The 26584-nt window shown below is 53.1% G+C and carries 22 protein-coding genes and 1 riboswitch; of the genes, 16 read left to right on the top strand and 6 right to left on the bottom strand.

What is annotated here, in order from left to right:
- The first annotated feature begins 167 nt into the window (after positions 1-167).
- From secE to uraH, 9 genes are all read left to right on the top strand, one after another.
- Positions 168-551 carry a preprotein translocase subunit SecE gene (gene secE / locus NG42_RS20320; RefSeq protein WP_052902643.1) on the top strand — a complete coding sequence of 128 codons (384 nt, stop codon included), beginning with the start codon at positions 168-170 and terminating at the stop codon, positions 549-551.
- A 1-nt stretch (position 552) separates the two neighbouring features.
- On the top strand, positions 553-1098 hold the full coding sequence (gene nusG / locus NG42_RS20315; protein ID WP_052902641.1) for a transcription termination/antitermination protein NusG: 546 nt from the start codon (positions 553-555) through the stop codon (positions 1096-1098).
- A 234-nt stretch (positions 1099-1332) separates the two neighbouring features.
- Positions 1333-1761: a 50S ribosomal protein L11 gene (gene rplK / locus NG42_RS20310; protein WP_052902639.1), complete on the top strand. Its 429-nt coding sequence runs from the start codon at positions 1333-1335 to the stop codon at positions 1759-1761.
- Positions 1762-1764: 3 nt separating this feature from the next.
- Entirely contained in the window at positions 1765-2469 is a 705-nt protein-coding gene (gene rplA, locus NG42_RS20305; protein ID WP_052902633.1) for a 50S ribosomal protein L1, read from the top strand.
- Positions 2470-2912: 443 nt separating this feature from the next.
- On the top strand, positions 2913-3416 hold the full coding sequence (gene rplJ / locus NG42_RS20300; RefSeq protein WP_052902632.1) for a 50S ribosomal protein L10: 504 nt from the start codon (positions 2913-2915) through the stop codon (positions 3414-3416).
- 68 nt (positions 3417-3484) lie between these two features.
- Entirely contained in the window at positions 3485-3850 is a 366-nt protein-coding gene (rplL, locus tag NG42_RS20295) for a 50S ribosomal protein L7/L12 (RefSeq protein ID WP_052902630.1), read from the top strand.
- 328 nt (positions 3851-4178) lie between these two features.
- On the top strand, positions 4179-8207 hold the full coding sequence (gene rpoB, locus NG42_RS20290) for a DNA-directed RNA polymerase subunit beta (RefSeq protein ID WP_052902629.1): 4029 nt from the start codon (positions 4179-4181) through the stop codon (positions 8205-8207).
- A 145-nt stretch (positions 8208-8352) separates the two neighbouring features.
- Complete coding sequence (rpoC, locus tag NG42_RS20285; protein WP_052902627.1) at positions 8353-12576, top strand: DNA-directed RNA polymerase subunit beta'; 4224 nt, start codon at positions 8353-8355, stop codon at positions 12574-12576.
- A gap of 162 nt (positions 12577-12738) precedes the next feature.
- Positions 12739-13161: a hydroxyisourate hydrolase gene (gene uraH, locus NG42_RS20280; RefSeq protein WP_052902624.1), complete on the top strand. Its 423-nt coding sequence runs from the start codon at positions 12739-12741 to the stop codon at positions 13159-13161.
- A gap of 101 nt (positions 13162-13262) precedes the next feature.
- Here the strand turns inward: uraH and NG42_RS20275 are convergent, their stop codons facing one another.
- A complete protein-coding gene (locus tag NG42_RS20275; RefSeq protein ID WP_420911327.1) occupies positions 13263-13457 on the bottom strand; it encodes a DUF1127 domain-containing protein in 195 nt (64 codons plus the stop codon).
- 171 nt (positions 13458-13628) lie between these two features.
- On the opposite strand from NG42_RS20275, the gene NG42_RS20270 reads away from it, so the two are divergent.
- Positions 13629-15098 carry an aminotransferase-like domain-containing protein gene (locus tag NG42_RS20270; RefSeq protein ID WP_052902620.1) on the top strand — a complete coding sequence of 490 codons (1470 nt, stop codon included), beginning with the start codon at positions 13629-13631 and terminating at the stop codon, positions 15096-15098.
- Positions 15099-15254: 156 nt separating this feature from the next.
- Here the strand turns inward: NG42_RS20270 and thiE are convergent, their stop codons facing one another.
- The 3 genes from thiE to NG42_RS20255 all read right to left on the bottom strand — a co-directional run bounded on the left by thiE (position 15255) and on the right by NG42_RS20255 (position 18616).
- A complete protein-coding gene (gene thiE, locus NG42_RS20265; protein ID WP_052902619.1) occupies positions 15255-15899 on the bottom strand; it encodes a thiamine phosphate synthase in 645 nt (214 codons plus the stop codon).
- Positions 15896-17830, bottom strand: a complete 1935-nt coding sequence (gene thiC / locus NG42_RS20260) for a phosphomethylpyrimidine synthase ThiC (protein ID WP_052902615.1) — start codon at positions 17828-17830, stop codon at positions 15896-15898. The genes thiE and thiC overlap by 4 nt, the downstream gene beginning before the upstream one ends.
- A gap of 92 nt (positions 17831-17922) precedes the next feature.
- A riboswitch (TPP riboswitch) is annotated at positions 17923-18023 on the bottom strand.
- A gap of 86 nt (positions 18024-18109) precedes the next feature.
- Complete coding sequence (locus NG42_RS20255) at positions 18110-18616, bottom strand: Rsd/AlgQ family anti-sigma factor (protein ID WP_052902613.1); 507 nt, start codon at positions 18614-18616, stop codon at positions 18110-18112.
- A 118-nt stretch (positions 18617-18734) separates the two neighbouring features.
- Between NG42_RS20255 and nudC the strand changes: the two genes are divergently transcribed.
- The 6 genes from nudC (at position 18735) to NG42_RS20225 (ending at position 23191) form a co-directional block, all read left to right on the top strand.
- Positions 18735-19508, top strand: a complete 774-nt coding sequence (gene nudC / locus NG42_RS20250) for an NAD(+) diphosphatase (protein ID WP_052902612.1) — start codon at positions 18735-18737, stop codon at positions 19506-19508.
- Positions 19509-19546: 38 nt separating this feature from the next.
- Positions 19547-20614, top strand: a complete 1068-nt coding sequence (gene hemE, locus NG42_RS20245; protein WP_052902656.1) for a uroporphyrinogen decarboxylase — start codon at positions 19547-19549, stop codon at positions 20612-20614.
- Between the two features lie 2 nt (positions 20615-20616).
- Positions 20617-21285 carry a deoxyribonuclease V gene (gene nfi, locus NG42_RS20240; protein ID WP_052902610.1) on the top strand — a complete coding sequence of 223 codons (669 nt, stop codon included), beginning with the start codon at positions 20617-20619 and terminating at the stop codon, positions 21283-21285.
- 65 nt (positions 21286-21350) lie between these two features.
- A complete protein-coding gene (locus tag NG42_RS20235) occupies positions 21351-21941 on the top strand; it encodes a YjaG family protein (protein ID WP_052902608.1) in 591 nt (196 codons plus the stop codon).
- Between the two features lie 187 nt (positions 21942-22128).
- A complete protein-coding gene (gene hupA / locus NG42_RS20230) occupies positions 22129-22401 on the top strand; it encodes a nucleoid-associated protein HU-alpha (protein ID WP_017803060.1) in 273 nt (90 codons plus the stop codon).
- 166 nt (positions 22402-22567) lie between these two features.
- Positions 22568-23191, top strand: a complete 624-nt coding sequence (locus NG42_RS20225) for a DUF1481 domain-containing protein (protein ID WP_241488390.1) — start codon at positions 22568-22570, stop codon at positions 23189-23191.
- Between the two features lie 43 nt (positions 23192-23234).
- Here the strand turns inward: NG42_RS20225 and purD are convergent, their stop codons facing one another.
- Positions 23235-24515, bottom strand: a complete 1281-nt coding sequence (gene purD, locus NG42_RS20220) for a phosphoribosylamine--glycine ligase (protein ID WP_052902603.1) — start codon at positions 24513-24515, stop codon at positions 23235-23237.
- 21 nt (positions 24516-24536) lie between these two features.
- The gene (gene purH / locus NG42_RS20215) at positions 24537-26126 is read right to left on the bottom strand and encodes a bifunctional phosphoribosylaminoimidazolecarboxamide formyltransferase/IMP cyclohydrolase (protein WP_052902602.1); all 1590 of its coding nucleotides are present in this window, start codon (positions 26124-26126) and stop codon (positions 24537-24539) included.
- Positions 26127-26584 lie beyond the last annotated feature (458 nt).

The following is a 26584-nucleotide window of genomic DNA, read 5'->3' as shown; positions in this document are numbered from 1 at the left end:
TAACATAGAACCTGGCTCATCAGTGATTTTCCGTCATAATCATTGCTGAGGCAGGCTCTGTAGCACGGCGTTAAATGCCGAGTTACGCCTTCAACAGCTTTCTTCGGTTTGGTTGCCTCGCATTGCGCGGGGCAAAATAGTTTCTGTTTATTGTGGCAGGTTGGTTTATGAGTGCTAATACCGAAGCTCAAGGGAGCGGACGCGGCCTGGAAGCGATAAAGTGGTTAGTCGTTGCCATTTTGCTTGTCGTGGCAATCGTAGGTAACTACTACTATCGCGAAATTACATTGCCGTTACGTGCGCTGGCCGTTGTGGTGCTGATTGCCGCTGCGGGTGGCATCGCGCTGCTGACGACGAAAGGTAAAGCTACGGTGGCTTTTGCTCGTGAAGCAAGAACTGAAGTCCGTAAAGTCATTTGGCCTACTCGTCAGGAAACGTTGCACACCACCTTAATCGTTGCCGCGGTTACCGCCGTGATGTCACTGATTTTGTGGGGGCTGGATGGTATTCTGGTCCGTCTGGTATCGTTTATCACTGGCCTGAGGTTCTGAGATGTCTGAAGCTCCAAAAAAGCGCTGGTACGTCGTTCAGGCGTTTTCCGGTTTTGAAGGCCGCGTAGCACAATCGCTGCGTGAGCATATCAAGTTACACAACATGGAAGAGCTGTTTGGCGATGTCATGGTTCCAACCGAAGAAGTGGTTGAGATCCGTGGTGGCCAGCGTCGCAAAAGCGAGCGCAAGTTCTTCCCTGGTTACGTTCTGGTTCAGATGGTCATGAACGATGCAAGCTGGCACTTAGTGCGCAGTGTGCCGCGTGTCATGGGCTTCATCGGCGGAACGTCAGATCGCCCGGCACCGATTAGCGATAAAGAAGTCGATGCGATCATGAACCGCTTGCAGCAAGTTGGCGATAAGCCACGTCCTAAAACCCTGTTCGAACCAGGCGAAATGGTGCGCGTCAGCGACGGTCCGTTTGCCGACTTCAACGGTGTGGTCGAAGAAGTGGATTACGAAAAAAGCCGCCTGAAAGTGTCTGTTTCCATCTTTGGCCGTGCTACGCCAGTGGAACTCGACTTTGGTCAGGTAGAAAAAGGCTAATTATCGTTGCGAATCTCCGGGTGGCGCTTCACTGTCACCTGGTTAAAGAGTTTACGCATTGAGCGATTATTGGTTGCGGAAGGCGCGAAATTGGCATACAATTTCGCGCCTTTTGTTTTTACACGCTGTTTCAGCGGGTAAAACGTAGATTGCACCGCAGCCATTTGGCCGGGTGCAAACGAATAATCACGGGGAGCTTCTCGCGAAGCGCTATAACCCAATAGAGGAATCATCATGGCTAAGAAAGTACAAGCCTACGTCAAACTGCAAGTTTCTGCAGGTATGGCTAACCCAAGTCCACCAGTTGGTCCAGCACTGGGCCAGCAGGGTGTTAACATCATGGAATTCTGTAAAGCGTTTAACGCCAAAACAGAGAGCCTGGAAAAGGGTTTGCCGACCCCGGTCGTTATCACCGTTTATTCTGACCGTTCTTTCACCTTTATCACTAAAACCCCGCCAGCAGCAGTTCTGCTGAAAAAAGCGGCTGGTATTAAGTCTGGTTCCGGTAAGCCGAACAAAGATAAAGTGGGTAAAGTAACTCGTGCTCAGGTACGTGAAATCGCAGAAACCAAAGCTGCGGACATGACTGGTTCTGACGTTGAAGCGATGACTCGCTCAATCGAAGGTACTGCTCGTTCCATGGGCCTGGTAGTGGAGGACTAAGAAATGGCTAAGCTGACCAAGCGCATGCGTGTGATCCGTGACAAAGTTGATTCAACTAAACAGTATGACATCAACGAAGCTGTTGCTCTGCTGAAAGAACTGGCTACTGCTAAGTTCGTAGAAAGCGTTGACGTAGCTGTAAACCTGGGCATCGATGCTCGTAAATCTGACCAGAACGTTCGCGGTGCAACTGTACTGCCAAACGGTACTGGCCGTTCCGTTCGCGTAGCCGTATTTGCCCAAGGCGCAAACGCTGAAGCAGCTAAAGCTGCAGGCGCTGAGCTGGTAGGTATGGAAGATCTGGCTGACCTGATCAAAAAAGGCGAAATGAACTTCGACGTAGTTATCGCATCTCCAGATGCAATGCGCGTTGTTGGCCAGCTGGGTCAGGTTCTGGGCCCACGTGGTCTGATGCCAAACCCGAAAGTTGGTACTGTAACGCCTAACGTTGCTGAAGCGGTTAAGAACGCTAAAGCAGGTCAGGTTCGTTACCGTAACGACAAAAACGGCATCATCCATACCACTATCGGTAAGGTTGATTTCGATGCAGACAAACTGAAAGAAAACCTGGAAGCCCTGCTGATTGCGCTGAAAAAAGCGAAACCATCTCAGGCGAAAGGCGTTTTCATCAAGAAAGTTAGCCTGTCCACCACTATGGGCGCTGGCGTAGCTGTTGATCAGTCTGGTCTGAATGCAGTAGCGAACTAATTCGCTGCTTTACGCGGGCGAAAGTTTCGACTAGAATCTTACGCCCGTTGTTCTGTAATTATACAGAACCAGGATTCAAGGCATTTGCGCTTAGACACGGCGGCAATTGAGCAAGTCATCAGGAGCATAGTTAACTGTGTAACTGGTGCGAGTGAAAGCGGCCAGTGCAGTATCAGCGTGAATGACCAGGAAACCTAAGAATTTTAGTTGTTCGGTTGGAGCCTGGCCTTATCCAGGCCTCCGTCCAAGACCGCAGGAGTCAGACACTTTCGGGTTGAAGACTTAATACATCCTGCGTAGACGGTGACAGAACCTGAAGAATATTTTAATAGTCTTTGCTGGATTCTGCTCACCGTGTTCTAGCGCTTACCTACGGCGACGTGGGTAAGTGATGTGAGTTTCGGGGAAATCCTTCCCCGACCAAAATCCAGGAGCTATAGCTAATGGCATTAAATCTTCAAGACAAACAAGCGATTGTTGCTGAAGTCAGCGAAGTAGCCAAAGGCGCGCTGTCTGCGGTAGTTGCGGATTCTCGTGGCGTTACCGTTGACAAAATGACCGAACTGCGTAAAGCAGGTCGTGAAGCTGGCGTTTACATGCGTGTTGTTCGTAACACCCTGCTGCGCCGCGTCGTTGAAGGTACTCAGTTTGAGTGCCTGAAAGACACGTTTGTTGGTCCGACCCTGATTGCATATTCTATGGAACACCCGGGCGCTGCTGCTCGTCTGTTCAAAGAGTTCGCGAAAGCGAATGCAAAATTTGAGGTCAAAGCTGCAGCCTTTGAAGGCGAGTTGATCACCGCGGACAATATTGACCGTCTGGCGACTCTGCCAACTTACGATGAAGCAATCGCACGCCTGATGGCAACCATGAAAGAAGCCGCTGCCGGCAAACTGGTTCGCACTCTGGCTGCTGTACGCGATCAGAAAGAAGCAGAAGCTGCTTAATCAGCCTCTCTTTTCTTTTCTCGTTCACTTGCTTACGTATAAACTTTTTCTGAATTTAGGAACACGAAATGTCAATCACTAAAGACCAAATCATTGAAGGCGTTGCAGCTCTGTCTGTAATGGAAATCGTTGAACTGATCTCCGCTATGGAAGAAAAATTCGGCGTGTCTGCTGCTGCTGCTGTTGCAGGTCCAGCTGCTGCTGCTGAAGCTGTTGAAGAAAAAACTGAATTTGACGTTGTACTGAAAGCTATCGGCGCTAACAAAGTTGCTGTGATCAAAGCAGTACGTGGCGCAACTGGTCTGGGCCTGAAAGAAGCTAAAGACCTGGTTGAGTCTGCACCAGCAACTCTGAAAGAAGGCATCAGCAAAGATGACGCCGAAGCCCTGAAAAAGGCTCTGGAAGAAGCTGGCGCTGAAGTTGAAGTCAAATAAGACAGCCTTAATGGTTGCAGCCTGATCCGTCAGGCTGATGGCTGGTGACTTTTTGGTCACCAGCCTTTTTGCGCTCAAGGACCTCAATGGGGTTTCACACTGTTTATCCATTGAAGTTCCTCAATATCTTTTTCTATCGACGCCTTAATATACTGCTTCCCTGTGAAGATTCCCTGTCGGCACAACAGCAATGAAATGATTTAAGAGTGATAGAAAGATGTATTGTCGGGGGGTGAGCCCTCACTTTCCGAAAAAACAAAATAGTGTTGCATGAACTGTCCTCCAGGACGGACAGAGTGGGTCACTGATCAGCGAGCTGAGGAACCCTATGGTTTACTCCTATACCGAGAAAAAACGCATTCGTAAGGATTTTGGTAAACGTCCACAAGTTCTGGACATTCCATATCTCCTTTCTATCCAGCTTGACTCGTTCCAGAAGTTTATCGAGCAAGATCCGGAAGGCCAGTACGGGCTGGAAGCAGCATTCCGTTCTGTTTTTCCTATTCAGAGCTACAGCGGTAATTCCGAGCTGCAATATGTCAGCTACCGCTTAGGCGAACCTGTATTTGATGTTAAAGAATGTCAGATTCGTGGCGTGACGTATTCTGCTCCGCTGCGTGTAAAACTGCGTCTGGTGATCTACGAGCGCGAAGCGCCGGAAGGCACTGTTAAAGACATCAAAGAACAAGAAGTTTACATGGGCGAAATTCCGCTCATGACCGATAACGGTACCTTCGTTATCAACGGTACAGAAAGGGTTATCGTTTCTCAGCTGCATCGTAGTCCTGGCGTCTTCTTTGACAGCGATAAGGGTAAAACCCACTCATCGGGTAAAGTGCTGTATAACGCACGTATTATTCCTTACCGTGGTTCATGGCTGGACTTCGAATTCGATCCGAAAGACAACCTGTTCGTTCGTATTGACCGTCGCCGTAAACTGCCTGCGACCATCATCCTGCGCGCACTGAGTTACACCACTGAACAGATCCTTGACCTGTTCTTCGAGAAAGTGGTGTATCAAATCCGTGACAACAAGCTGCAGATGGAACTGGTACCAGAGCGTCTGCGTGGCGAAACTGCCTCTTTCGATATTGAATCGAACGGTACGGTTTACGTTGAGAAAGGCCGTCGCATCACGGCACGTCATATCCGTCAGCTGGAAAAAGATAGCGTTGCGCATATCGAAGTCCCGGTTGAGTACATTGCGGGTAAAGTGGTCTCTAAAGACTACATTGACGAAAACACCGGTGAGCTGATTGTTGCTGCCAACATGGAGCTGTCGCTGGATCTGCTGGCGAAACTGAGCCAGTCTGGTCACAAGCGTATTGAAACGCTGTTTACCAACGATCTGGATCACGGCGCTTACATGTCCGAGACCTTACGTGTTGACCCAACCAATGACCGCCTGAGCGCGCTGGTTGAGATCTACCGTATGATGCGTCCTGGCGAGCCACCAACGCGTGAAGCGGCTGAAAACCTGTTCGAGAACCTGTTCTTCTCTGAAGATCGTTATGACCTTTCTGCGGTTGGCCGCATGAAGTTCAACCGTTCTCTGCTGCGTGATGAGATCGAAGGTTCCGGTATCCTGAGCAAAGACGACATCATTCAAGTGATGAAGAAGCTCATCGGTATCCGTAACGGTGTTGGCGAAGTGGATGATATCGACCACCTCGGTAACCGTCGTATCCGTTCCGTCGGCGAAATGGCGGAAAACCAGTTCCGCGTTGGCCTGGTACGTGTTGAGCGTGCGGTTAAAGAGCGTCTGTCTCTGGGCGATCTCGATACCCTGATGCCTCAGGATATGATTAACGCGAAGCCGATCTCCGCGGCAGTGAAAGAGTTCTTTGGTTCCAGCCAGCTGTCTCAATTTATGGACCAGAACAACCCGCTGTCTGAGATCACGCACAAGCGTCGTATCTCTGCACTTGGCCCGGGCGGTCTGACGCGTGAGCGTGCAGGCTTTGAAGTTCGAGACGTTCACCCGACTCACTACGGTCGTGTGTGTCCAATCGAAACGCCGGAAGGTCCAAACATCGGTCTGATCAACTCCTTGTCTGTTTATGCACAGACCAATGAGTACGGTTTCCTGGAAACCCCTTATCGTCGCGTACGTGACGGTGTGGTCACCGACGAAATTCATTACCTCTCGGCAATTGAAGAGGGTAACTACGTTATCGCTCAGGCGAACACCAACCTCGACGACGAAGGTCACTTCGTAGACGACCTGGTGACTTGCCGTAGCAAAGGCGAATCGAGCCTGTTCAGCCGCGATCAGGTTGACTACATGGACGTTTCCACCCAACAGGTGGTTTCCGTCGGTGCGTCACTGATCCCGTTCCTGGAACACGATGACGCCAACCGCGCATTGATGGGTGCAAACATGCAACGTCAGGCGGTTCCAACTCTGCGCGCTGATAAGCCGCTGGTGGGTACCGGTATGGAACGCGCGGTTGCGGTTGACTCCGGTGTAACTGCCGTAGCGAAACGTGGTGGTACCGTTCAGTACGTTGATGCATCGCGTATCGTTATTAAAGTTAACGAAGACGAAATGTATCCGGGCGAAGCCGGTATCGATATTTACAACCTGACCAAGTACACCCGTTCGAACCAGAACACCTGCATCAGCCAGATGCCATGTGTTAACCTGGGCGAGCCGATTGAACGTGGCGATGTGCTGGCTGATGGCCCGTCTACCGATCTCGGTGAACTGGCGCTGGGTCAGAACATGCGCGTGGCGTTCATGCCGTGGAACGGCTACAACTTCGAAGACTCCATCTTAGTCTCCGAGCGCGTAGTACAGGAAGATCGCTTCACTACCATCCACATTCAGGAACTGGCATGTGTGTCTCGTGACACCAAGCTGGGGCCAGAAGAGATCACTGCTGATATCCCGAACGTGGGTGAAGCTGCGCTCTCCAAACTGGATGAGTCCGGTATCGTGTATATCGGTGCAGAAGTGACCGGTGGCGACATTCTGGTTGGTAAGGTTACGCCGAAAGGTGAAACCCAGCTGACGCCAGAAGAGAAGCTGCTGCGTGCGATCTTCGGTGAGAAAGCGTCTGACGTTAAAGACTCTTCTCTGCGCGTACCAAATGGTGTCTCCGGTACCGTTATCGATGTTCAGGTCTTTACCCGCGATGGCGTGGAAAAAGACAAGCGTGCGTTGGAAATCGAAGAGATGCAGCTGAAGCAGGCGAAGAAAGACCTGACTGAAGAACTGCAGATCCTCGAAGCTGGCCTGTTTGCGCGTATTAACTACGTGCTGGTTTCTGGCGGTGTTGAAGCTGAGAAACTGGACAAGCTGCCACGCGAGCGCTGGCTGGAACTCGGCCTGACCGACGAAGACAAGCAAAACCAGCTGGAGCAGCTGGCAGAGCAGTACGACGAGCTGAAGCACGAGTTTGAGAAGAAACTCGACGCGAAACGCCGCAAAATCACTCAGGGCGATGATCTGGCACCAGGCGTGCTGAAAATCGTGAAAGTGTATCTGGCCGTTAAACGTCAGATTCAGCCTGGTGACAAAATGGCAGGTCGTCACGGGAACAAAGGTGTTATCTCCAAGATCAACCCGATCGAAGATATGCCTTACGATGAAAACGGCACGCCGGTAGACATCGTACTGAACCCGCTGGGCGTACCATCACGTATGAACATTGGTCAGATTCTTGAAACCCACCTGGGTATGGCTGCAAAAGGTATCGGTGAGAAAATCAACGCGATGCTGAAAAAGCAGGAAGAAGTGACCAAACTGCGTGAGTTTATCCAGCGCGCGTACGATCTGGGCACCGATGTGCGTCAGAAAGTCGACCTGAACACCTTCACCGATGATGAAGTGCTGCGTCTGGCAGAGAACCTGAAAAAAGGTATGCCAATCGCAACGCCGGTGTTTGACGGTGCTAAAGAGAGCGAAATTAAAGAACTGCTGCAGTTGGGTGGTTTACCGACCTCTGGTCAGATTACGCTGTTTGATGGCCGTACTGGCGAGCAGTTCGAGCGTCCGGTTACCGTTGGCTACATGTACATGCTGAAACTTAACCACCTGGTTGATGACAAGATGCATGCACGTTCTACCGGCTCTTATAGCCTCGTTACTCAGCAGCCGCTGGGTGGTAAGGCACAGTTCGGTGGTCAGCGCTTCGGTGAGATGGAAGTGTGGGCGCTGGAAGCATACGGCGCTGCCTATACTCTGCAGGAAATGCTCACCGTTAAGTCTGATGACGTCAACGGCCGTACTAAGATGTATAAGAACATCGTGGACGGCAACCATCAGATGGAACCAGGCATGCCGGAATCCTTCAACGTACTGTTGAAAGAGATCCGCTCGCTGGGTATCAACATCGAGCTGGAAGACGAATAATTTCCCGATCGATTTCGGGTTGCAGGCAGCTAACGCGCCTGCAGCCTGAAACAGAAGGGAAAAGCACTTGAATTCGTACTGGTTACGAGGCGTCCGGGTCACACCGGACTGCCTTGAGAAGTCTCACTCCGACGGGAGCTAATCCGTGAAAGACTTACTTAAGTTTCTGAAAGCGCAAACTAAGACAGAAGAGTTTGATGCGATCAAAATTGCTCTGGCCTCGCCAGACATGATCCGTTCCTGGTCTTTCGGTGAAGTTAAAAAGCCGGAAACCATTAACTATCGTACGTTCAAACCTGAACGTGACGGTCTGTTCTGTGCGCGTATTTTCGGGCCGGTAAAAGACTATGAGTGCTTGTGCGGTAAGTACAAGCGCCTGAAGCATCGCGGTGTGATCTGTGAGAAGTGTGGCGTTGAAGTTACACAGACCAAAGTTCGCCGTGAGCGTATGGGTCACATTGAGCTGGCTTCGCCAACTGCGCACATCTGGTTCCTGAAATCGCTGCCTTCGCGCATCGGTTTGCTGCTGGACATGCCACTGCGTGATATCGAACGCGTGCTGTACTTCGAATCTTATGTGGTGATCGAAGGCGGCATGACCAACCTTGAGAAGCGTCAGATCCTGACTGAAGAGCAGTATCTGGATGCGCTGGAAGAGTTTGGTGATGAGTTCGACGCGAAGATGGGTGCGGAAGCGATCCAGGCGCTGTTGAAAAACATGGATCTGGAGCAAGAGTGCGAGCAGCTGCGTGAAGAGCTGAACGAAACCAACTCCGAGACCAAGCGTAAGAAGCTGACCAAGCGTATCAAGCTGCTGGAAGCGTTCGTTCAGTCTGGTAACAAGCCAGAGTGGATGATCCTGACTGTGCTGCCGGTACTGCCACCTGATCTGCGTCCGCTGGTTCCACTGGATGGTGGCCGTTTTGCTACGTCCGATCTGAACGACCTTTATCGTCGTGTGATCAACCGTAACAACCGTCTGAAGCGTCTGCTGGATCTGGCTGCGCCAGATATCATCGTACGTAACGAAAAACGTATGCTGCAGGAAGCGGTCGATGCGCTGCTGGATAACGGTCGTCGTGGTCGTGCGATCACCGGCTCTAACAAGCGTCCGCTGAAATCGCTGGCTGACATGATTAAAGGTAAGCAGGGTCGTTTTCGTCAGAACCTGCTGGGTAAACGTGTCGACTACTCTGGTCGTTCCGTCATTACCGTAGGTCCATACCTGCGCCTGCATCAGTGCGGTCTGCCGAAGAAAATGGCACTGGAACTGTTCAAACCGTTTATCTACGGCAAGCTGGAACTGCGTGGCCTCGCGACCACCATCAAAGCCGCCAAGAAAATGGTTGAGCGTGAAGAAGCTGTCGTTTGGGATATCCTGGACGAAGTGATCCGCGAACACCCGGTGTTGCTGAACCGTGCACCAACACTGCACCGTCTGGGCATCCAGGCGTTTGAGCCAGTACTGATCGAAGGTAAAGCGATTCAGCTGCACCCGCTGGTCTGTGCGGCATACAACGCCGACTTCGATGGTGACCAGATGGCTGTTCACGTACCGCTGACGCTGGAAGCCCAGCTGGAAGCGCGTGCGTTGATGATGTCTACCAACAACATCCTGTCCCCAGCGAACGGTGAGCCAATCATTGTTCCTTCTCAGGACGTTGTACTGGGTCTGTACTACATGACCCGTGACTGTGTTAACGCCAAAGGCGAAGGCATGGTGCTGACCGGCCCTAAAGAAGCTGAGCGCATCTACCGTGCTGGCCTGGCTTCACTGCATGCTCGCGTTAAAGTGCGTATTACTGAGCACGAGAAAAACGAGCAGGACGAGTGGGTTGAGAAAACCAGCCTGATCGACACGACCGTTGGTCGCGCCATCCTGTGGATGATCGTGCCGAAAGGTCTGCCTTACTCCATCGTCAACCAGGCGCTGGGTAAGAAAGCGATCTCCAAAATGCTGAACACCTGTTACCGCATTTTGGGTCTGAAGCCGACAGTTATCTTTGCTGACCAGACCATGTACACCGGTTTTGCTTACGCTGCCCGTTCAGGTGCATCCGTAGGTATCGACGATATGGTCATTCCGGCGAAGAAAGTGGAAATCATCACCGAAGCGGAAGCGGAAGTTGCTGAAATTCAGCAGCAGTTCCAGTCTGGTCTGGTCACCGCTGGCGAACGCTACAACAAAGTGATCGATATCTGGGCTGCAGCTAACGAACGTGTTGCTAAAGCGATGATGGAGAACCTGTCGACTGAAACCGTGATTAACCGTGACGGTGTTGAAGAACGTCAGGTTTCCTTCAACAGCATCTTTATGATGGCCGACTCCGGTGCGCGTGGTTCTGCAGCACAGATTCGTCAGCTGGCAGGTATGCGTGGTCTGATGGCGAAACCAGATGGTTCCATCATCGAGACGCCAATCACCGCGAACTTCCGTGAAGGTCTGAACGTACTCCAGTACTTCATCTCCACGCATGGTGCGCGTAAAGGTCTGGCGGATACCGCACTGAAAACTGCGAACTCCGGTTATCTGACGCGTCGTCTGGTTGACGTAGCGCAGGATCTGGTAGTAACCGAAGACGACTGTGGTACCCACGAAGGTATCCTGATGACGCCGGTTATCGAAGGTGGTGATGTTAAAGAACCACTGCGTGAGCGCGTACTCGGCCGTGTTACTGCGGAAGACGTTCTCAAGCCAGGTACCGCAGACATTCTGCTGCCGCGTAACACCCTGCTGCACGAACAGCAGTGTGATCTGTTGGAAGAGAACTCTGTCGACAGCCTGAAAGTACGCTCCGTAGTAAGTTGTGAAACTGACTTCGGTGTGTGTGCGCACTGTTATGGACGCGATCTGGCGCGTGGTCACATCATCAACAAAGGTGAAGCGATCGGCGTTATTGCAGCACAGTCCATCGGTGAGCCGGGTACACAGCTGACGATGCGTACGTTCCACATCGGTGGTGCGGCATCTCGTGCGGCTGCTGAATCCAGCATCCAGGTGAAGAACAAAGGTACTATCAAGCTGACCAACGCGAAATCGGTAACGAACTCCGCTGGTAAGCTGGTAATCACCTCGCGTAACGTTGAACTGAAAATGATCGACGAATTTGGTCGTACCAAAGAGAGCTATAAAGTTCCTTACGGTGCCACCATGGCGAAAGGTGATGGCGAACAGGCTGCTGCGGGCGAGACCGTCGCGAACTGGGATCCACATACCATGCCAGTTATCACCGAAGTGAGCGGTTTCATCCGTTTCACCGACATGATCGATGGCCAGTCGATTACTCGTCAGACTGATGAGTTAACCGGTCTGTCCTCGCTGGTGGTTCTGGATAGTGCTGAGCGTACTACCGGTGGTAAAGACCTGCGTCCTGCACTGAAAATCGTTGATGCTAACGGCAACGATGTACTGATCCCTGGTTCTGATATGCCAGCACAGTACTTCCTGCCAGGTAAAGCGATCGTTCAGCTGGAAGATGGCATCAAGATCAGTTCAGGTGATACCCTGGCGCGTGTTCCTCAGGAATCAGGCGGTACCAAGGATATTACCGGTGGTCTGCCACGCGTTGCGGATCTGTTCGAAGCACGTCGTCCGAAAGAGCCGGCAATCCTGGCTGAAATCAGCGGCATCATTTCCTTCGGTAAAGAGACCAAAGGTAAACGTCGTCTGGTGATCACGCCGATTGATGGTAGCGATCCGTACGAAGAGATGATTCCTAAATGGCGTCAGCTCAACGTGTTCGAAGGTGAGCGCGTAGAACGTGGTGACGTGGTATCCGATGGTCCAGAGTCTCCGCATGACATTCTGCGTCTGCGTGGCGTGCATGCTGTGACCCGTTACATCACTAACGAAGTGCAGGAAGTTTACCGTCTGCAAGGCGTTAAGATTAACGATAAGCACATCGAAGTTATCGTGCGTCAGATGCTGCGTAAAGCAACCATCGAAAGTTCCGGTAGTTCAGACTTCCTGGACGGTGAGCAGGTTGAAGTGTCTCGCGTTAAAATCGCGAACCGTGACCTGGAAAACAACGGCAAGATTGCGGCTACCTACGCACGCGATCTGCTGGGTATCACCAAGGCGTCTCTGGCAACCGAATCGTTCATCTCTGCGGCATCGTTCCAGGAGACCACTCGTGTCCTGACCGAAGCAGCCGTTGCAGGTAAACGTGACGAGTTGCGCGGCCTGAAAGAGAACGTAATCGTGGGTCGTCTGATCCCAGCCGGTACCGGTTACGCTTATCATCAGGATCGTATGCGTCGCCGTCAGGCAGGCGAAGTTCCGGCAGCACCTCAGGTGACTGCAGACGAAGCTTCTGCAAGCCTGGCTGAGCTGCTGAACGCAGGCCTCGGTGGTAGCGACAACGATTAATCGTTAGTCTGCTATGACGTAATAAAAACCGCTCTCCGGAGCGGTTTTTTTATGCCTGAAATCCGGCAGTTCTGGGAAATTTCGTATATTTCAACGATTAATGGCGTACTGACTGTCACAGGGGTATTTTTAGCTGATACCCTAATGTTAAGGACATCATTTATGAAATTATTACCTGCTGTTGTACTGGCCTCGGCCACCCTTTCCTCACTGGCTGCGGTGGCAGCTGATGCGCCTGCGGCAAAAAATCCACTGAGCGTACACGTGCTCAATCTGCAAACTGGCGTACCGACTGCCGGGGTCAACGTTGAGCTGGAACAGAAACAACAGGATAAGTGGGTGAAGCTGGCATCGGGCACCACCGACCAGAATGGTCGTATTAGTGCGCTCTATCCGGCGGGGAAAACTTTCGCTGAGGGTGACTACAAAGTGGTATTTAAAACCGGCGAGTACTACCAGAAAGTGAAGCAAGAGACTTTCTTCCCGGAGATCCCGGTGATTTTCCATGTGGCAAAAACCGATCAGCACTACCATATTCCGTTGTTGCTGAGCCAGTACGGTTACTCAACTTATCGCGGTAACTGATCGCTGAGTGGCTTCATTGCTGCTCAACGATAATATGCTGGTGGCCATTCAGCCAGTAAAAAGGGGCGAAGCTGATCCTTCGCCCAATAGCAACATACACATCATTTATAACGCTGCACATCTTCACAACTTAAGCCAATATCCCGTAGCTGTGCTTCACTCAGTGCCGATAAAATTTTTCGTGTCTGCTTACGCAGTAGCCATGCCTTCCACAGGCGATACGGCAGGATAAACATCAAACGAAAAGGGGACTGTTGAAACGGTTTCCCCGCCCGGTTCTCATTAAATTCCATCATCTGTTCCTCATCCTGTGCCTGAGAAACATTTTGCAGTCGAAGTAAATTTCAATACAGATGCAAAAATCACCTTTATTTAACATACAGAATGGCAGATAGTGGTTCTGAATGGTCGGTTTTATGTCGATCTGTACTGGTTTTTACCAGGATGATTAAGGTGAGTGTAATACGATGACGCGCTATCAACATCTGGCAACGCTGCTGGCACAGCGAATTGAGCAGGGGCTGTATCAGGGAGGCGAACGCCTGCCATCTGTACGGTCGTTAAGTGCTGAACATGGTGTCAGTATCAGTACCGTGCAGCAGGCTTATCACCTGCTGGAGGAAAAACAGCTGATCACTCCCCAGCCGCGCTCGGGTTATTTCGTCACGCCATGTAAATCAAAACCGCCCGTACCGCCGATTACCCGACCGGCACAGCGTCCGGTAGAGGTCACGCAGTGGGAATCGGTGCTGGAACTCATTAATTCCCGACTGGACGAAGATACTTTGCAGCTGGGTAGCGGTACGCCAGATACCAGCCAGCCGACCATCAAACCGTTATGGAAAATCATCAGCCGTCTGGCGCAGAAACAAGATCCGCGCATGCTGAACTACGACAATATCTATGGTGTTCCGGCGCTGCGTGAGCAGGTAGCGCGCATGGCGATAGACAGTGGCTGTCAGCTGTCGCCGGATGACATTGTGATTACCACCGGTTGTCATGAGGCGCTGTCGGTCTCGATTCGCGCCGTCTGTCAGCCGGGTGATATTATCGCTGTGGAGTCACCGACCTTTCACGGCACCATGCAGACACTGCGTGGTTTTGGTATTAAAGTCATTGAGATTCCTACCGATTCCGTCACCGGCATCAGTCTTGAAGCGCTGGAGCTGGCGCTGGAGCAGTGGCCAATAAAAGCGGTGATTGTGGTACCCAACTGTAATAATCCGCTGGGCTTTATCATGCCCGACGCGCGGAAACGCGCACTGCTGTCGATGGCGCAATGTTTCGATATCGCCATCATTGAGGATGATGTGTATGGCGAACTGGCTTACGAATATCCTCGTCCACTCAGCATCAAGTCAATGGATGAAGATGGCCGTGTGCTGTTATGTAGCTCGGTGTCTAAAGTGCTGGCTCCCGGCCTGCGGGTTGGCTGGGTGGCACCGGGGCGCTATCTTAACCGCGTACTGCATTTAAAATATATTGGCACCGGCTCGACCGCCACCCAGACTCAGCTGGCGGTCGCTGAGTTTATCCGTCAGGGACATTATCAACCGCATCTGCGCAAGATGCGCATGCACTATCAGCGCAATCTCGATATTTTCACTCACTGGGTGCGCCACTATTTTCCCTGCGGAATTTGCGTCAGTCGCCCGCAGGGTGGATTTATGATGTGGATTGAGCTGCCCGAAGCTTTCGATGCGATGCGCCTTAACCGTGAACTGCGTGAATCGCATATCCAGATTAGCGTCGGCTCGCTGTTTTCCGCCTCGGGCAAATACCGCAACTGTCTGCGGCTGAATTACTCGCTGGCAGTGACGGCACAAACTGAACGCGCGCTGGCGATAGTGGGCGCAGCCGTTGAGCGCGCAATGGTCTGTTGCCCGCCTTCAGCTTCAGTGGCAGAAGTTGAAGGCGGGGCCAGCCTGAAGGGGTAATAGCCGGCCCCGGACGATAACGAGCTTGTTATCGACCACGCCACTATAGCGCTGTCGGTTATTGCTGCCAGCCGCGGTTGAGTGGCTTGCGGCCCGTGCCGAAACCTTTTTACCGCCGTTGCATCAGCTTACTTTTTGCCGCGAGACGCTTTCCGGTTATTCAATCGCTTCCACGCCCTGTGGTTCCGCCAGCGCCAGCAGGGTTTGCGTCGCGTGCCGCCAGTCCGCTGCCTGCGTGATGGCACTGACCACCGCAATGCTGCCGACACCACAAGCCAGCACTTCGGGTGCCCGTGCAATGCTGATGCCACCGATTGCCACGGTAGAAATATCGCCAAGGCGACGGATATGGCGTTTCAGTTCCAGCAAACCCTGCGGCGCAGAGGGCATATCTTTAGTCTGGGTAGGAAAAATATGGCCCAGCGCGATATAAGAGGGGCGCACGGCCAGCGCGCGCTCCAGCTCAGCGTCATCATGCGTCGAGAGGCCGAGCCGCAGCCCGGCATCGCGTATCGCGGCTAAATCGGCCACATCCAGATCTTCCTGACCGAGATGCACGCCATAGGCATTATGCTTAATTGCCAGCTGCCAGTAATCATTGATAAACAGGCGTGCGCGATAACGTTTACCCAGCGCGATGGCTTCAGCGATTGCCGGTTCTGCCGCCTCGTCGGGTTGATCCTTAATTCGCAGCTGGAGGGTTCGTACACCTGCGTCCAGCAAGCGGGCAATCCATTCGACAGTGTCGACCACCGGATAAAGTCCAAGTTTTTGCGCGGTGGCAGGGAAGGGCGCGGTCATACATTTTCCTCTTGTTTCAGGTCGTCGGCCGGATGATAAAGTTCGCCGCCGCGACTGCGGAATTCAGTCGACATCTGCGCCATACCGATCTCAATCGGCTGGGCTAATGCTTCTTGTTGCGCGGCATATTCGCGGACTTCCTGGGTGATTTTCATTGAGCAGAATTTCGGGCCACACATTGAACAGAAATGCGCAACTTTACCGGATTCTTGCGGCAGGGTTTCATCGTGATAGGCGCGGGCGGTATGCGGATCCAGCGCCAGGTTAAACTGATCTTCCCAGCGGAATTCGAAGCGTGCTTTTGACATGGCGTTATCGCGAATCTGCGCACCCGGATGGCCTTTTGCCAGGTCGGCGGCGTGGGCGGCAATTTTGTAGGTGATTAATCCCTGTTTAACATCTTCTTTGTTCGGCAGCCCAAGATGCTCTTTAGGCGTGACGTAACAGAGCATCGCGCAGCCAAACCAGCCAATCATTGCCGCACCAATCCCTGAAGTGAAATGGTCATAGCCCGGAGCAATATCCGTGGTTAACGGGCCGAGGGTGTAGAACGGTGCCTCATGACAATGTTCCAGCTGTTCGGTCATATTGCGGCGAATCATCTGCATCGGCACATGGCCCGGCCCTTCGATCATCACCTGCACGTCATATTCCCAGGCGATTTTCGTCAGCTCGCCCAGCGTATGGAGCTCGGCAAACTGCGCTTCATCGTTGGCATCCTGAATCGAGCCAGGGCGCAGGCCGTCACCTAACGACAGCGAAATATCATAGGCTGCGCATATCTGACAGATGTCGCGGAAATGCTGATAAAGGAAACTCTCCTGGTGATGCGACAGGCACCATTTGGCCATAATTGATCCGCCGCGCGAGACAATACCGGTCAGGCGCTTCGCGGTCATTGGCACGTAGCGCAGCAACACGCCAGCATGGATGGTGAAATAATCCACGCCTTGCTCGGCCTGTTCCAGTAACGTATCGCGAAAAATTTCCCAGTTAAGGTCTTCGGCGATGCCATTCACTTTCTCCAGCGCCTGGTAAATCGGCACGGTACCAATTGGCACCGGGCTGTTACGCAAAATCCATTCGCGGGTTTCGTGAATATAGCGCCCGGTCGAGAGATCCATCACCGTGTCGGCACCCCAGCGGGTAGACCACACCAGTTTTTCTACTTCCTCTTCAATCGAAGAGGTGACCGCCGAGTTACCGATATTAGCATTCACTTTCACCAGGAAGTTACGGCCGATAATCATCGGTTCCGATTCCGGATGGTTGATATTGGCCGGGATAATGGCGCGACCCGCCGCGACTTCCTGGCGGACAAACTCGGCGGTGATATTTTCCGGCAGCTGAGCGCCGAAACTGTTACCGGGATGCTGTTGCAGCAACACTTCACTGCGAATGCGCTCGCGCCCCATATTTTCCCGCAGCGCGATAAACTCCATTTCCGGCGTGACGATACCGAGGCGTGCATAGTGTAGCTGCGTGACGCAGCGACCGGCCAGCGCACGTCTGGGACGCGGCAAGTTATCAAAGCGCAGATGATCAAGACCCTCATCGGCCAGTCGCTGCTGGGTATAACTTGAACTGAGCTGGTCGATCTCTTGCGTATCACCGCGTTCGGCAATCCAGTCGGCGCGCAATTTCGGCAGGCCATTATGTACGTCAATGCTGGCTGCGGGATCGCCATACGGACCGGCAGTATCATACACCGGTACTGGCTCGTTATCCTCGAATTTCGGCTGATCTTTGCTGCCACCCACCATGGTCTGACTGAGCTGAATTTCACGCATCGGCACGCGAATATCCGCGCGTGAGCCACTCAGATAGATACGTCTGGAATTGGGGAAAGCGGTGCCCTGCAGGGAGTCGATAAACTGCTGGGCCTGAGCGCGTTGCTCACGGCGACTGGATTTTTTCTCAACGGTAGACATAGCTCATATCCTGATTACATAGGGAAAATGGCTTGTCCGGAGTTCGGAGGGAGTAACAGACGGTGTGACGACGTGTCGGCAAACACCGAAGCAGATTGCTTACTCTTGTTCCCTTCGCAGGTACTAACCTGATCAGGTTCCGCGGATCCCGAATTAACGGTCTCAGCCCCGGGGGGCACTCCGACAAGATGTTGGTTGGATGAAACTCAACCAAAAAATAACCCCTCCAGCATAGGGGGGCTTTCGGCAAACTACAAGGAATTTACCAACTGATAATCGTTACGCCGGACGAACCAGCGTGGCCTCATTAGCTGCCGGCAGGGGGCGCAGCTGATGGTCGAAGGCGAGTTGAATCAGCTTATCTTCGAGAGTAAAGCGTGCTTCCAGTGCTTCACCCACGCCGGATAATGCCTGCTGGAATTCCAGACAGTTATCATCGTCAATCGCCGTTTCCAGGTGCGTATCGTAATAATCCATGATCTGCTCAGTATTGGCCTGCAACGCCGGATAAATCTGGGAAGCCGCAATCAGCGGGCTGTCACCCTGCAGTTCATTGATGATGCGTTCATAGATATTGAAGTGCCCGGTGGAAAGGTAATCCACCAGTCTCTGACAAAAGTTATCCAGAGCTTCATCGTCAAGTGCAGTCAGTGGATCTTTGTTAGGCTTCATACCCACTAACTGATAATAGGCGGCCAGTAGCGGTCTGCGGGCATTTAACCAGTGATCCACCAGTTCATTACTACCACCGACGCGTGCGGCCAGAGCATCTAACTGGTTAAGCATGATCGACTCCGTGTGAGTAAATACCCTGCTACTTTGGGTATTATAGTTTAAAGCATCTTTCCGAATACTTAACATCAGTACTACAGAGTGCCTGTTAAAGCAAAGGATAACAAATTTTATGGAACATGAGATTTCAAGCGTAGACGCTGGCTGGTGGGTTGTCAGCCATGAGCAGAAACTTTGGTTGCCGAACGGTGATCTGCCGCATGGTAATGCGCAGACTTTTGGGCTGACAGGATCGAAAGGATCGCTTATCGGCGAATGGCAGGGCGAAAAGGTGTGGTTGATCCGCGAGAACCGCACGGAAAATATGGGATCGGTGCGGCAGATTATCGATCAGGATGTCGGGTTGTTTCAGCTGGCGGGCCGCGGCGTCCAGCTGGCTGAGTTCTTCCGTTCTCATCGCTGGTGCGGCTATTGCGGCCACGAAATGCACCACAGTAAAAGCGAAAACGCCTGTCTCTGCGGCCACTGTCGCCAGCGCTACTATCCGCAAATCGCGCCCTGCATTATTGTCGCCATTCGCCGTGGCGAAGAGATTCTGCTGGCGCAGCATGCCCGTCATCGCAACGGTATTTATACCGTGCTGGCCGGGTTTGTCGAGGTTGGCGAAACGCTGGAGCAGGCCGTTGCGCGTGAAGTGATGGAAGAGAGCAACGTCAAGGTGAAGAACGTGCGGTATGTCACTTCGCAGCCATGGCCGTTCCCTCATTCACTGATGATGGCGTTTATGGCCGAATATGATGCAGGGGCATTGCAGCACGATGGTAAAGAGCTGATTGACGCTGGCTGGTATCGTTATGACGACCTGCCGCTGTTACCGCCGCCGGGCACGGTGGCACGCCGGCTGATTGAGGATACTGTTGCACTGTGCCGCGCCGAAGCGGAATGAGTGATATACTGAGCACCTGTTTTTGAGAGAGTCTGATGATGAGTGAATTGAAGAACGATCGTTACCTGCGTGCTCTGCTGCGCCAGCCCGTTGATATCACCCCGGTATGGATGATGCGCCAGGCGGGACGTTATTTGCCAGAGTACAAAGCCACTCGCGCTGAGGCTGGCGACTTTATGTCGCTGTGCAAGAATGCCGAACTGGCGTGTGAAGTCACGCTGCAACCCCTGCGACGTTATCCGCTTGATGCGGCGATCCTGTTCTCCGATATCCTGACCATTCCTGATGCGATGGGCTTAGGGCTCTACTTTGAAACCGGCGAAGGCCCGCGTTTCTCCTCGCCGATTACCTGTCGTGCCGACGTGGAAAAATTGCCGATCCCGGACCCGGAACAAGAGCTGGGTTACGTGATGAATGCGGTACGCACCATTCGCAAGAATCTGAAGGGCGAAGTCCCGCTGATCGGTTTCTCCGGCAGTCCGTGGACGCTGGCGACCTACATGGTGGAAGGCGGTAGCAGCAAAGCTTTCACCAAAATCAAAAAAATGATGTACGCCGAGCCGGAAACGCTGCACCTGATGCTGGATAAGCTGGCAGACAGCGTCACGCTGTATCTGAACGCCCAGATCCGTGCGGGTGCGCAGTCACTGATGATTTTTGATACCTGGGGCGGCGTGCTGACCGGTCGCGACTATCGTGATTTCTCGCTCTGGTACATGCATAAAATCGTTGATGGTCTGCTGCGTGAAAATGAAGGTCGTCGCGTGCCGGTGACGCTGTTTACCAAAGGCGGCGGTCAGTGGCTGGAAGAGATGGCGGCGACCGGCTGTGATGCGCTGGGCCTCGACTGGACCACCGATATCGCCGATGCGCGTCGTCGCGTAGGCGATAAAGTGGCGTTGCAGGGCAATATGGACCCTTCTATGCTTTATGCTTCGCCAGAACGCATCCAGCAGGAAGTGGCGGGCATTCTGCAAGGTTTCGGTAAAGGTAACGGCCACGTGTTTAATCTGGGACACGGTATTCATCAGGATGTGCCACCCGAGCATGCCGGTGCGTTTGTGGAGGCAGTGCACGCGTTATCGCGTCCTTACCATCAGGAGTAAGCATGGATATTCAGGCGCTGCGCGCTGAGCAGCTTGCCCGGGCGGCGGAAGTGGTTCGCCACGATGACTTTGATTGTTTACCGCCGCGCCTGATTGCCGGTGCGGATGTCGGGTTTGAACAACATGGCGACGTCACCCGCGCGGCGCTGGTGATACTGGAATATCCCTCGTTAAAACTGATTGAACACAAGGTGGCGCGCGTCGCCACCACCATGCCCTATATTCCTGGCTTTCTCTCCTTTCGTGAATATCCGGCGCTACTGGCGGCCTGGCAAATGCTGGAGCATCGACCCGATCTGGTGCTGGTCGATGGTCACGGCATTTCGCATCCGCGTCGGTTAGGCGTTGCCAGCCACTTTGGTCTGCTGGTGGATGTGCCGACCATTGGCGTGGCAAAACGGCGTTTGTGTGGTCGTTTTGAGCCGCTCGATGAAGAGCCCGGTTCCCGTCAGCCACTGCTGGACAAAGGCGAGCAGCTCGGCTGGGTATGGCGCAGTAAAAAGCGCTGCAACCCGCTGTTTGTGTCAACCGGCCATCGCGTCAGTCAGGATACCGCGCTGCAATGGGTAGAAAACTGTATGTCAGGCTATCGCCTGCCGGAACCCACCCGCTGGGCAGATGCTGTCGCCTCGCAACGCACGGCTTTCGTGCGCTGGCAGCAGCAGGGTTAACGGTGTGAGTCAGCGGCTTTTCAGGTACACTGCAGGCCGCGCGTCAATGTCTATGAGATCCCAACATGTTACGTAATCCGATTCATCTGCGGCTGGAAAAGCTCGAAAGCTGGCAGCACGTTACTTTTATGGCTTGCCTGTGCGAGCGTATGTATCCCAACTACTGGGCATTCTGCCAGCAGACCGGTTTTGCCGATCCTCAGCTGTATCGCCGTATCCTCGATCTGATATGGGAAACGCTGGTGGTGAAAGATGCCAAAGTGAATTTCGACAGCCAGCTGGAAAAACTGGAAGAAGCGATCCCGGCGGCAGAGGATTACGACGTCTACGGCGTGCACCCGGCAATTGATGCCTGTGTGGCGCTGAGCGAGTTGCTGCACTCACGTCTGAGCGGCGAAACGTTAGCCCATGCGATTGAAGTGAGTGAGACCTCAATCACCACCGTTGCCATCCTCGAAATGACCCAGGCCGGTCGCGAAATGACCGATGAAGAGCTAAAAGAGAACCCGGCTGTGGCAGAGGAATGGGACATCCAGTGGGAGATTTTCCGCCTGCTGGCAGCCTGCGAGGAGCGGGACCTGGATCTGATTAAAGGACTGCGATCTGACCTGCGTGAGTCGGGAATCAGTAACATCGGTATAAATTTTCAGCAGTAAGGCGATAAAACGTGACTTCACGCCTGATTTGTCATGCCTAAAGGCTTCACATTCGCCCCCTGTCTGGTCTACATTTGGGGGGCTGAAAAATGTGGCTATCGGTGCGTGCAGGCTGAAGAGTGCCGAATCTGGCTTTTCCCTCGCACTTGATGCTTAGCAAGCGATAAATACACTGTAAGGATAACTTATGAACAAGACTCAACTGATTGATGTAATTGCGGACAAAGCGGACCTGTCTAAGACCCAGGCTAAAGCTGCTCTGGAATCCACCCTGGCTGCGATTACTGAGTCTCTGAAAGAAGGTGATGCTGTACAACTGGTTGGTTTTGGTACTTTTAAAGTTAACCACCGTGCTGAGCGTACTGGCCGCAACCCGCAGACTGGCAACGAAATCAAAATTGCTGCTGCAAACGTACCGGCATTCGTATCTGGTAAAGCACTGAAAGACGCTGTTAAGTAATAGCGTTACAGTGAAGGTTTGAACACTGGGAGCGATTAATCGCTCCTTTTGTTTTTTTGAGTGTCCAGGCTATCTTACTTGTCATATTCGGCTGGTGCCGTGCTCGCACCAAATCTGACAGCGACGATGACGCCTTATGAAATTCAAGTCCGTAATAATTCTTTCAATGATCCTCCTTGCGGGTTGCAGCTCGCGTTCTTCCCTGCCGGATTTTACCGCCAGCGGTTATCTGGCCGATCGCGGCGCGGTGCGCATCTGGCGTAAAGACAGTCAGCAGGAAGTGGCCCATATGATGACGGTGTTCAGCCCGTTTAATGGCGACGCGACTGAAATCACCGATTACAACTGGCAGGCTGGCAAGCTGGTTTCCATCGAACGGCACATCAAAGGCGCTTACCCTGATGACGTCACCTTACGTTTCGATCAGCAGGGAAACCTCAATTTTATGCAGCGTCAGTTGCAGGGACGGCGTGAAGCGGTCTCAGCGGACGCTGTAGAGCTTTATCTCTTCGATGCACAACGGATGCTGAAAATCAGCGATGCATTGCTTAGCGGGCGTGTAATGCTGAAACAGGGGCACTGGCTGGCGAATGGCGAAGTGAAAACCTGTCAGGGAAAGCTGGAGAAGCCGGCACTGGATGACCGCGCATTAACAAATATTGCACAGCGGCAGAGCCGCTCACGGATTCCGGTAAGCATCGCGTGGCTGGAAGCGCCAGAAGGCACGCAGCTGCTGCTGGTGGCCAATGAAGATTACTGCCAGTGGGAACCGAAGGAAGAAGATTTCTGACAGGTTTTTTGCAGGGCGGCGTTAACGCCGCCCTGCAAACAGCTTACTTACGGTTAATCGCGCGGTAACCGATATCTTTACGGCAGAAGCTGCCACTCCAGGAGATGTGCTCCATCAGCTGATAAGCGCGCTGTTGTGCGGCGGCTACATCATCACCCAGTGCGGTTACGCACAGCACGCGTCCACCGTTAGTCACCACCAGATCATCCTGCATGGTGGTTCCGGCGTGGAAGACTTTACCGTCAGCCACCTCTTCCAGCGGTAATCCGTGGATCTGGTCGCCGGTATTGTAGTTGCCCGGATAACCGCCAGCCGCCAGCACCACACCCAGTGAAGGGCGCGGATCCCACTGCGAATCTTTTTGATCTAATTTGCCGTCGCAGGCCGCGAGACAAAGATCGACCAGATCCGATTGCAGGCGCAACATGATCGGCTGCGTTTCCGGATCGCCAAAGCGGCAGTTAAATTCGATCACTTTCGGCTGATTGTTGCTGCCGATCATCAGGCCGGCATACAGGAAGCCGGTGTAGGTGTTGCCTTCTGCTGCCATGCCGCGAACGGTTGGCCAGATCACTTCGTCCATCACGCGCTGGTGGATCTCATCAGTCACCACTGGCGCCGGGGAATAGGCACCCATCCCGCCGGTGTTCGGGCCGGTATCGCCATCGCCGACGCGTTTATGATCCTGGCTGGTGGCCATCGGCAGCACATTCTCACCGTCAACCATCACGATAAAACTGGCTTCTTCACCATCAAGGAACTCTTCCACCACAATGCGGTGACCCGCATCGCCAAAGGCATTGCCGGCCAGCATATCCTGGATGGCGTCTTCCGCTTCCTGCAGCGTCATCGCAACAATCACGCCTTTACCGGCAGCCAGACCGTCAGCTTTAATCACAATCGGCGCGCCTTTGCTGCGCACGTAGGCCAGCGCGGGCTCGATTTCGGTAAAGTTCTGGTATTCCGCGGTGGGAATCTGGTGGCGAGCAAGGAAATCTTTGGTGAAAGCTTTTGAGCCTTCCAGCTGAGCCGCTGCCTGAGTCGGGCCAAAAATCTTCAGGCCTGCCGCGCGAAAAGCATCTACCACGCCAATCACCAGTGGCGCTTCCGGGCCAACGATAGTCAGATCGATTTTCTCGTTCTGGGCAAAGCTCAGCAGCGCCGGAATATCGGTCGCGCTGATAGCGACGTTTTGCAGCGCCGGTTCCAGTGCCGTTCCGGCGTTACCCGGCGCGACAAATACCGTTTCGGCCAGAGGAGACTGGGCGGCTTTCCATGCCAGTGCGTGTTCACGACCGCCATTACCGATAACTAAAATTTTCATCACAAACTCTCCGAAGGACGATTAATGGCGGAAATGGCGCATGTCGGTAAAGATCATCGCAATACCGTGTTCATTGGCTGCGGCGATCACTTCATCATCACGAATCGAACCACCCGGCTGAATAACACAGCTGACGCCAACGGCGGCGGCGGCATCAATACCATCGCGGAACGGGAAGAAAGCGTCGGAAGCCATCGCACAGCCTTTCACTTCCAGGCCTTCGTCCGCGGCTTTAATACCGGCAATTTTGGCGGAGTAGACGCGGCTCATCTGACCCGCACCAATTCCGATGGTCATATTGTTGCGGGAATAAACGATGGCATTGGACTTAACGAATTTCGCGACTTTCCAGCAGAACAGCGCATCACGCAGCTCTTGTTCAGTGGGCTGACGCTGGCTGACGACGCGCAGCTGGCTTTCATCGACCATACCCAGATCGCGGTCCTGTACCAGCAAACCGCCGTTAACACGTTTGAAATCCAGCCCTTTCTGGCGCTGTTGCCACTGGCCGCAGGTCAGTACGCGCACATTCTGTTTGGCTGCGGTGACTTTCAACGCGGCTTCGCTGGCGGAAGGGGCGATAATTACTTCAACAAACTGACGGCTGATGATCGCCTGTGCAGTCGCTTCGTCCAGTTCACGGTTGAAAGCAATAATGCCGCCGAATGCGGAAGTCGGATCAGTTTTGTAGGCGTGCTCATAAGCATCGAGGATCGCATCACCCACCGCCACACCGCACGGGTTCGCGTGCTTGACGATCACGCAAGCCGGCTCGCTAAACTCTTTGACGCATTCCAGCGCGGCGTCGGTATCGGCGATGTTGTTATAAGAGAGCGCTTTGCCCTGAACCTGCTGCGCAGTAGCGACTGAAGCTTCAGTGATCTTCTCTTCTATATAGAAGGCGGCATCCTGATGGCTGTTCTCGCCGTAACGCATATCCTGCTTCTTAATAAAGTTGAGGTTGAGCGTACGCGGGAAGCGGCCTGCGGGTTCAGTGGACTCGCCGTGATAAGCCGGAACCAGGCTACCGAAGTAGTTAGCGATCATGCTGTCATAGGCGGCAGTGTGTTCGAAGGCTTTGATCGCCAGGTCGAAACGCGTTGCCAGCGTCAGGGAGTTGTCGTTGGCATCCAGCTCGGCAATGATCGCGTTGTAATCACCGCTCTTTACTACGATCGCCACATCTTTATGGTTCTTGGCGGCGGAGCGCACCATCGTCGGACCGCCGATATCGATATTCTCAACGGCATCTTCCAGGGAACAACCTTCGCGGGCCACGGTTTCGGCAAACGGATAAAGGTTAACGACCACCATGTCGATAGGGGAGATGTCGTGCTGAGTCATAATCGCATCATCCTGACCGCGGCGGCCTAAAATGCCACCGTGCACTTTCGGGTGCAGCGTTTTGACGCGTCCATCCATCATTTCAGGGAAGCCGGTGTAATCCGACACTTCGGTTACTGGCAGGCCTGCATCAGCCAGCAGGCGAGCAGTGCCCCCTGTAGAGAGCAGTTCGACACCACGGCTGGAAAGTGCCTGGGCAAATTCGAGGATACCGGCTTTATCAGACACGCTGAGCAGCGCGCGGCGTAGAGGACGAGGTTGTTGCATGGTGGTTATATCCCTTGGCTTTGGTTCGCAATGACTTGGGGTAATGAAAGAGCGTTACATCAAGCTTAGCTTTTCTCTCTATATATAGAGGAGAAGCCAATAAGTTTCAGGTAACGCCCCCAAAGGGGAGCCCGTACGTCGCCCGGCATTGTAGCGAAAACGTTTGCGTGATGCTCGTCAAAATTAGCGGTTGATAATGAATGTGGATAAGTTTGTGCATAACCACGTATAAGGTGGCCTTTTGCTGGGGATTGCAGCAAACAGTTAATTTATCGCAATTTACCTGTTGCGGCCTGCGGAGAACTCCCTATAATGCGCCTCCATCGACACGGAACAACGGCTTACAGGCCACGGTGTTGAGAGGTTCAGGAAGTTCTGAACCGCCGGAGAAAAACTTCTGAAAAAGAGGTTGACTCTGAAGGAGGAAAGCGTAATATACGCCACCTCGCAACAGCAAG

Source organism: Winslowiella iniecta (assembly GCF_001267535.1).
Taxonomy (GTDB): Bacteria; Pseudomonadota; Gammaproteobacteria; order Enterobacterales; family Enterobacteriaceae; genus Erwinia; species Erwinia iniecta.
The sequence above is the reverse complement of the archived record's forward strand: the minus strand, read 5'-3'. Positions and strand labels throughout refer to the sequence as shown.

What these genes read in the sequence shown, in the direction of transcription:
- rplJ (WP_052902632.1), top strand. Translation starts at nt 2,913, where the DNA reads ATGGCATTAAATCTTCAAGACAAACAAGCGATTGTTGCTGAAGTCAGC.
- uraH (WP_052902624.1), top strand. Translation starts at nt 12,739, where the DNA reads ATGAAATTATTACCTGCTGTTGTACTGGCCTCGGCCACCCTTTCCTCA.
- hemE (WP_052902656.1), top strand. Translation starts at nt 19,547, where the DNA reads ATGAGTGAATTGAAGAACGATCGTTACCTGCGTGCTCTGCTGCGCCAG.
- NG42_RS20235 (WP_052902608.1), top strand. Translation starts at nt 21,351, where the DNA reads ATGTTACGTAATCCGATTCATCTGCGGCTGGAAAAGCTCGAAAGCTGG.
- NG42_RS20225 (WP_241488390.1), top strand. Translation starts at nt 22,568, where the DNA reads ATGATCCTCCTTGCGGGTTGCAGCTCGCGTTCTTCCCTGCCGGATTTT.
- NG42_RS20275 (WP_420911327.1), bottom strand. Translation starts at nt 13,457, where the DNA reads ATGATGGAATTTAATGAGAACCGGGCGGGGAAACCGTTTCAACAGTCC.
- nudC (WP_052902612.1), top strand. Translation starts at nt 18,735, where the DNA reads ATGGAACATGAGATTTCAAGCGTAGACGCTGGCTGGTGGGTTGTCAGC.
- nusG (WP_052902641.1), top strand. Translation starts at nt 553, where the DNA reads ATGTCTGAAGCTCCAAAAAAGCGCTGGTACGTCGTTCAGGCGTTTTCC.
- rplK (WP_052902639.1), top strand. Translation starts at nt 1,333, where the DNA reads ATGGCTAAGAAAGTACAAGCCTACGTCAAACTGCAAGTTTCTGCAGGT.
- NG42_RS20270 (WP_052902620.1), top strand. Translation starts at nt 13,629, where the DNA reads ATGACGCGCTATCAACATCTGGCAACGCTGCTGGCACAGCGAATTGAG.
- NG42_RS20255 (WP_052902613.1), bottom strand. Translation starts at nt 18,616, where the DNA reads ATGCTTAACCAGTTAGATGCTCTGGCCGCACGCGTCGGTGGTAGTAAT.
- hupA (WP_017803060.1), top strand. Translation starts at nt 22,129, where the DNA reads ATGAACAAGACTCAACTGATTGATGTAATTGCGGACAAAGCGGACCTG.
- thiE (WP_052902619.1), bottom strand. Translation starts at nt 15,899, where the DNA reads ATGACCGCGCCCTTCCCTGCCACCGCGCAAAAACTTGGACTTTATCCG.
- rpoB (WP_052902629.1), top strand. Translation starts at nt 4,179, where the DNA reads ATGGTTTACTCCTATACCGAGAAAAAACGCATTCGTAAGGATTTTGGT.
- secE (WP_052902643.1), top strand. Translation starts at nt 168, where the DNA reads ATGAGTGCTAATACCGAAGCTCAAGGGAGCGGACGCGGCCTGGAAGCG.
- nfi (WP_052902610.1), top strand. Translation starts at nt 20,617, where the DNA reads ATGGATATTCAGGCGCTGCGCGCTGAGCAGCTTGCCCGGGCGGCGGAA.
- purD (WP_052902603.1), bottom strand. Translation starts at nt 24,515, where the DNA reads ATGAAAATTTTAGTTATCGGTAATGGCGGTCGTGAACACGCACTGGCA.
- rplL (WP_052902630.1), top strand. Translation starts at nt 3,485, where the DNA reads ATGTCAATCACTAAAGACCAAATCATTGAAGGCGTTGCAGCTCTGTCT.
- rplA (WP_052902633.1), top strand. Translation starts at nt 1,765, where the DNA reads ATGGCTAAGCTGACCAAGCGCATGCGTGTGATCCGTGACAAAGTTGAT.
- purH (WP_052902602.1), bottom strand. Translation starts at nt 26,126, where the DNA reads ATGCAACAACCTCGTCCTCTACGCCGCGCGCTGCTCAGCGTGTCTGAT.
- thiC (WP_052902615.1), bottom strand. Translation starts at nt 17,830, where the DNA reads ATGTCTACCGTTGAGAAAAAATCCAGTCGCCGTGAGCAACGCGCTCAG.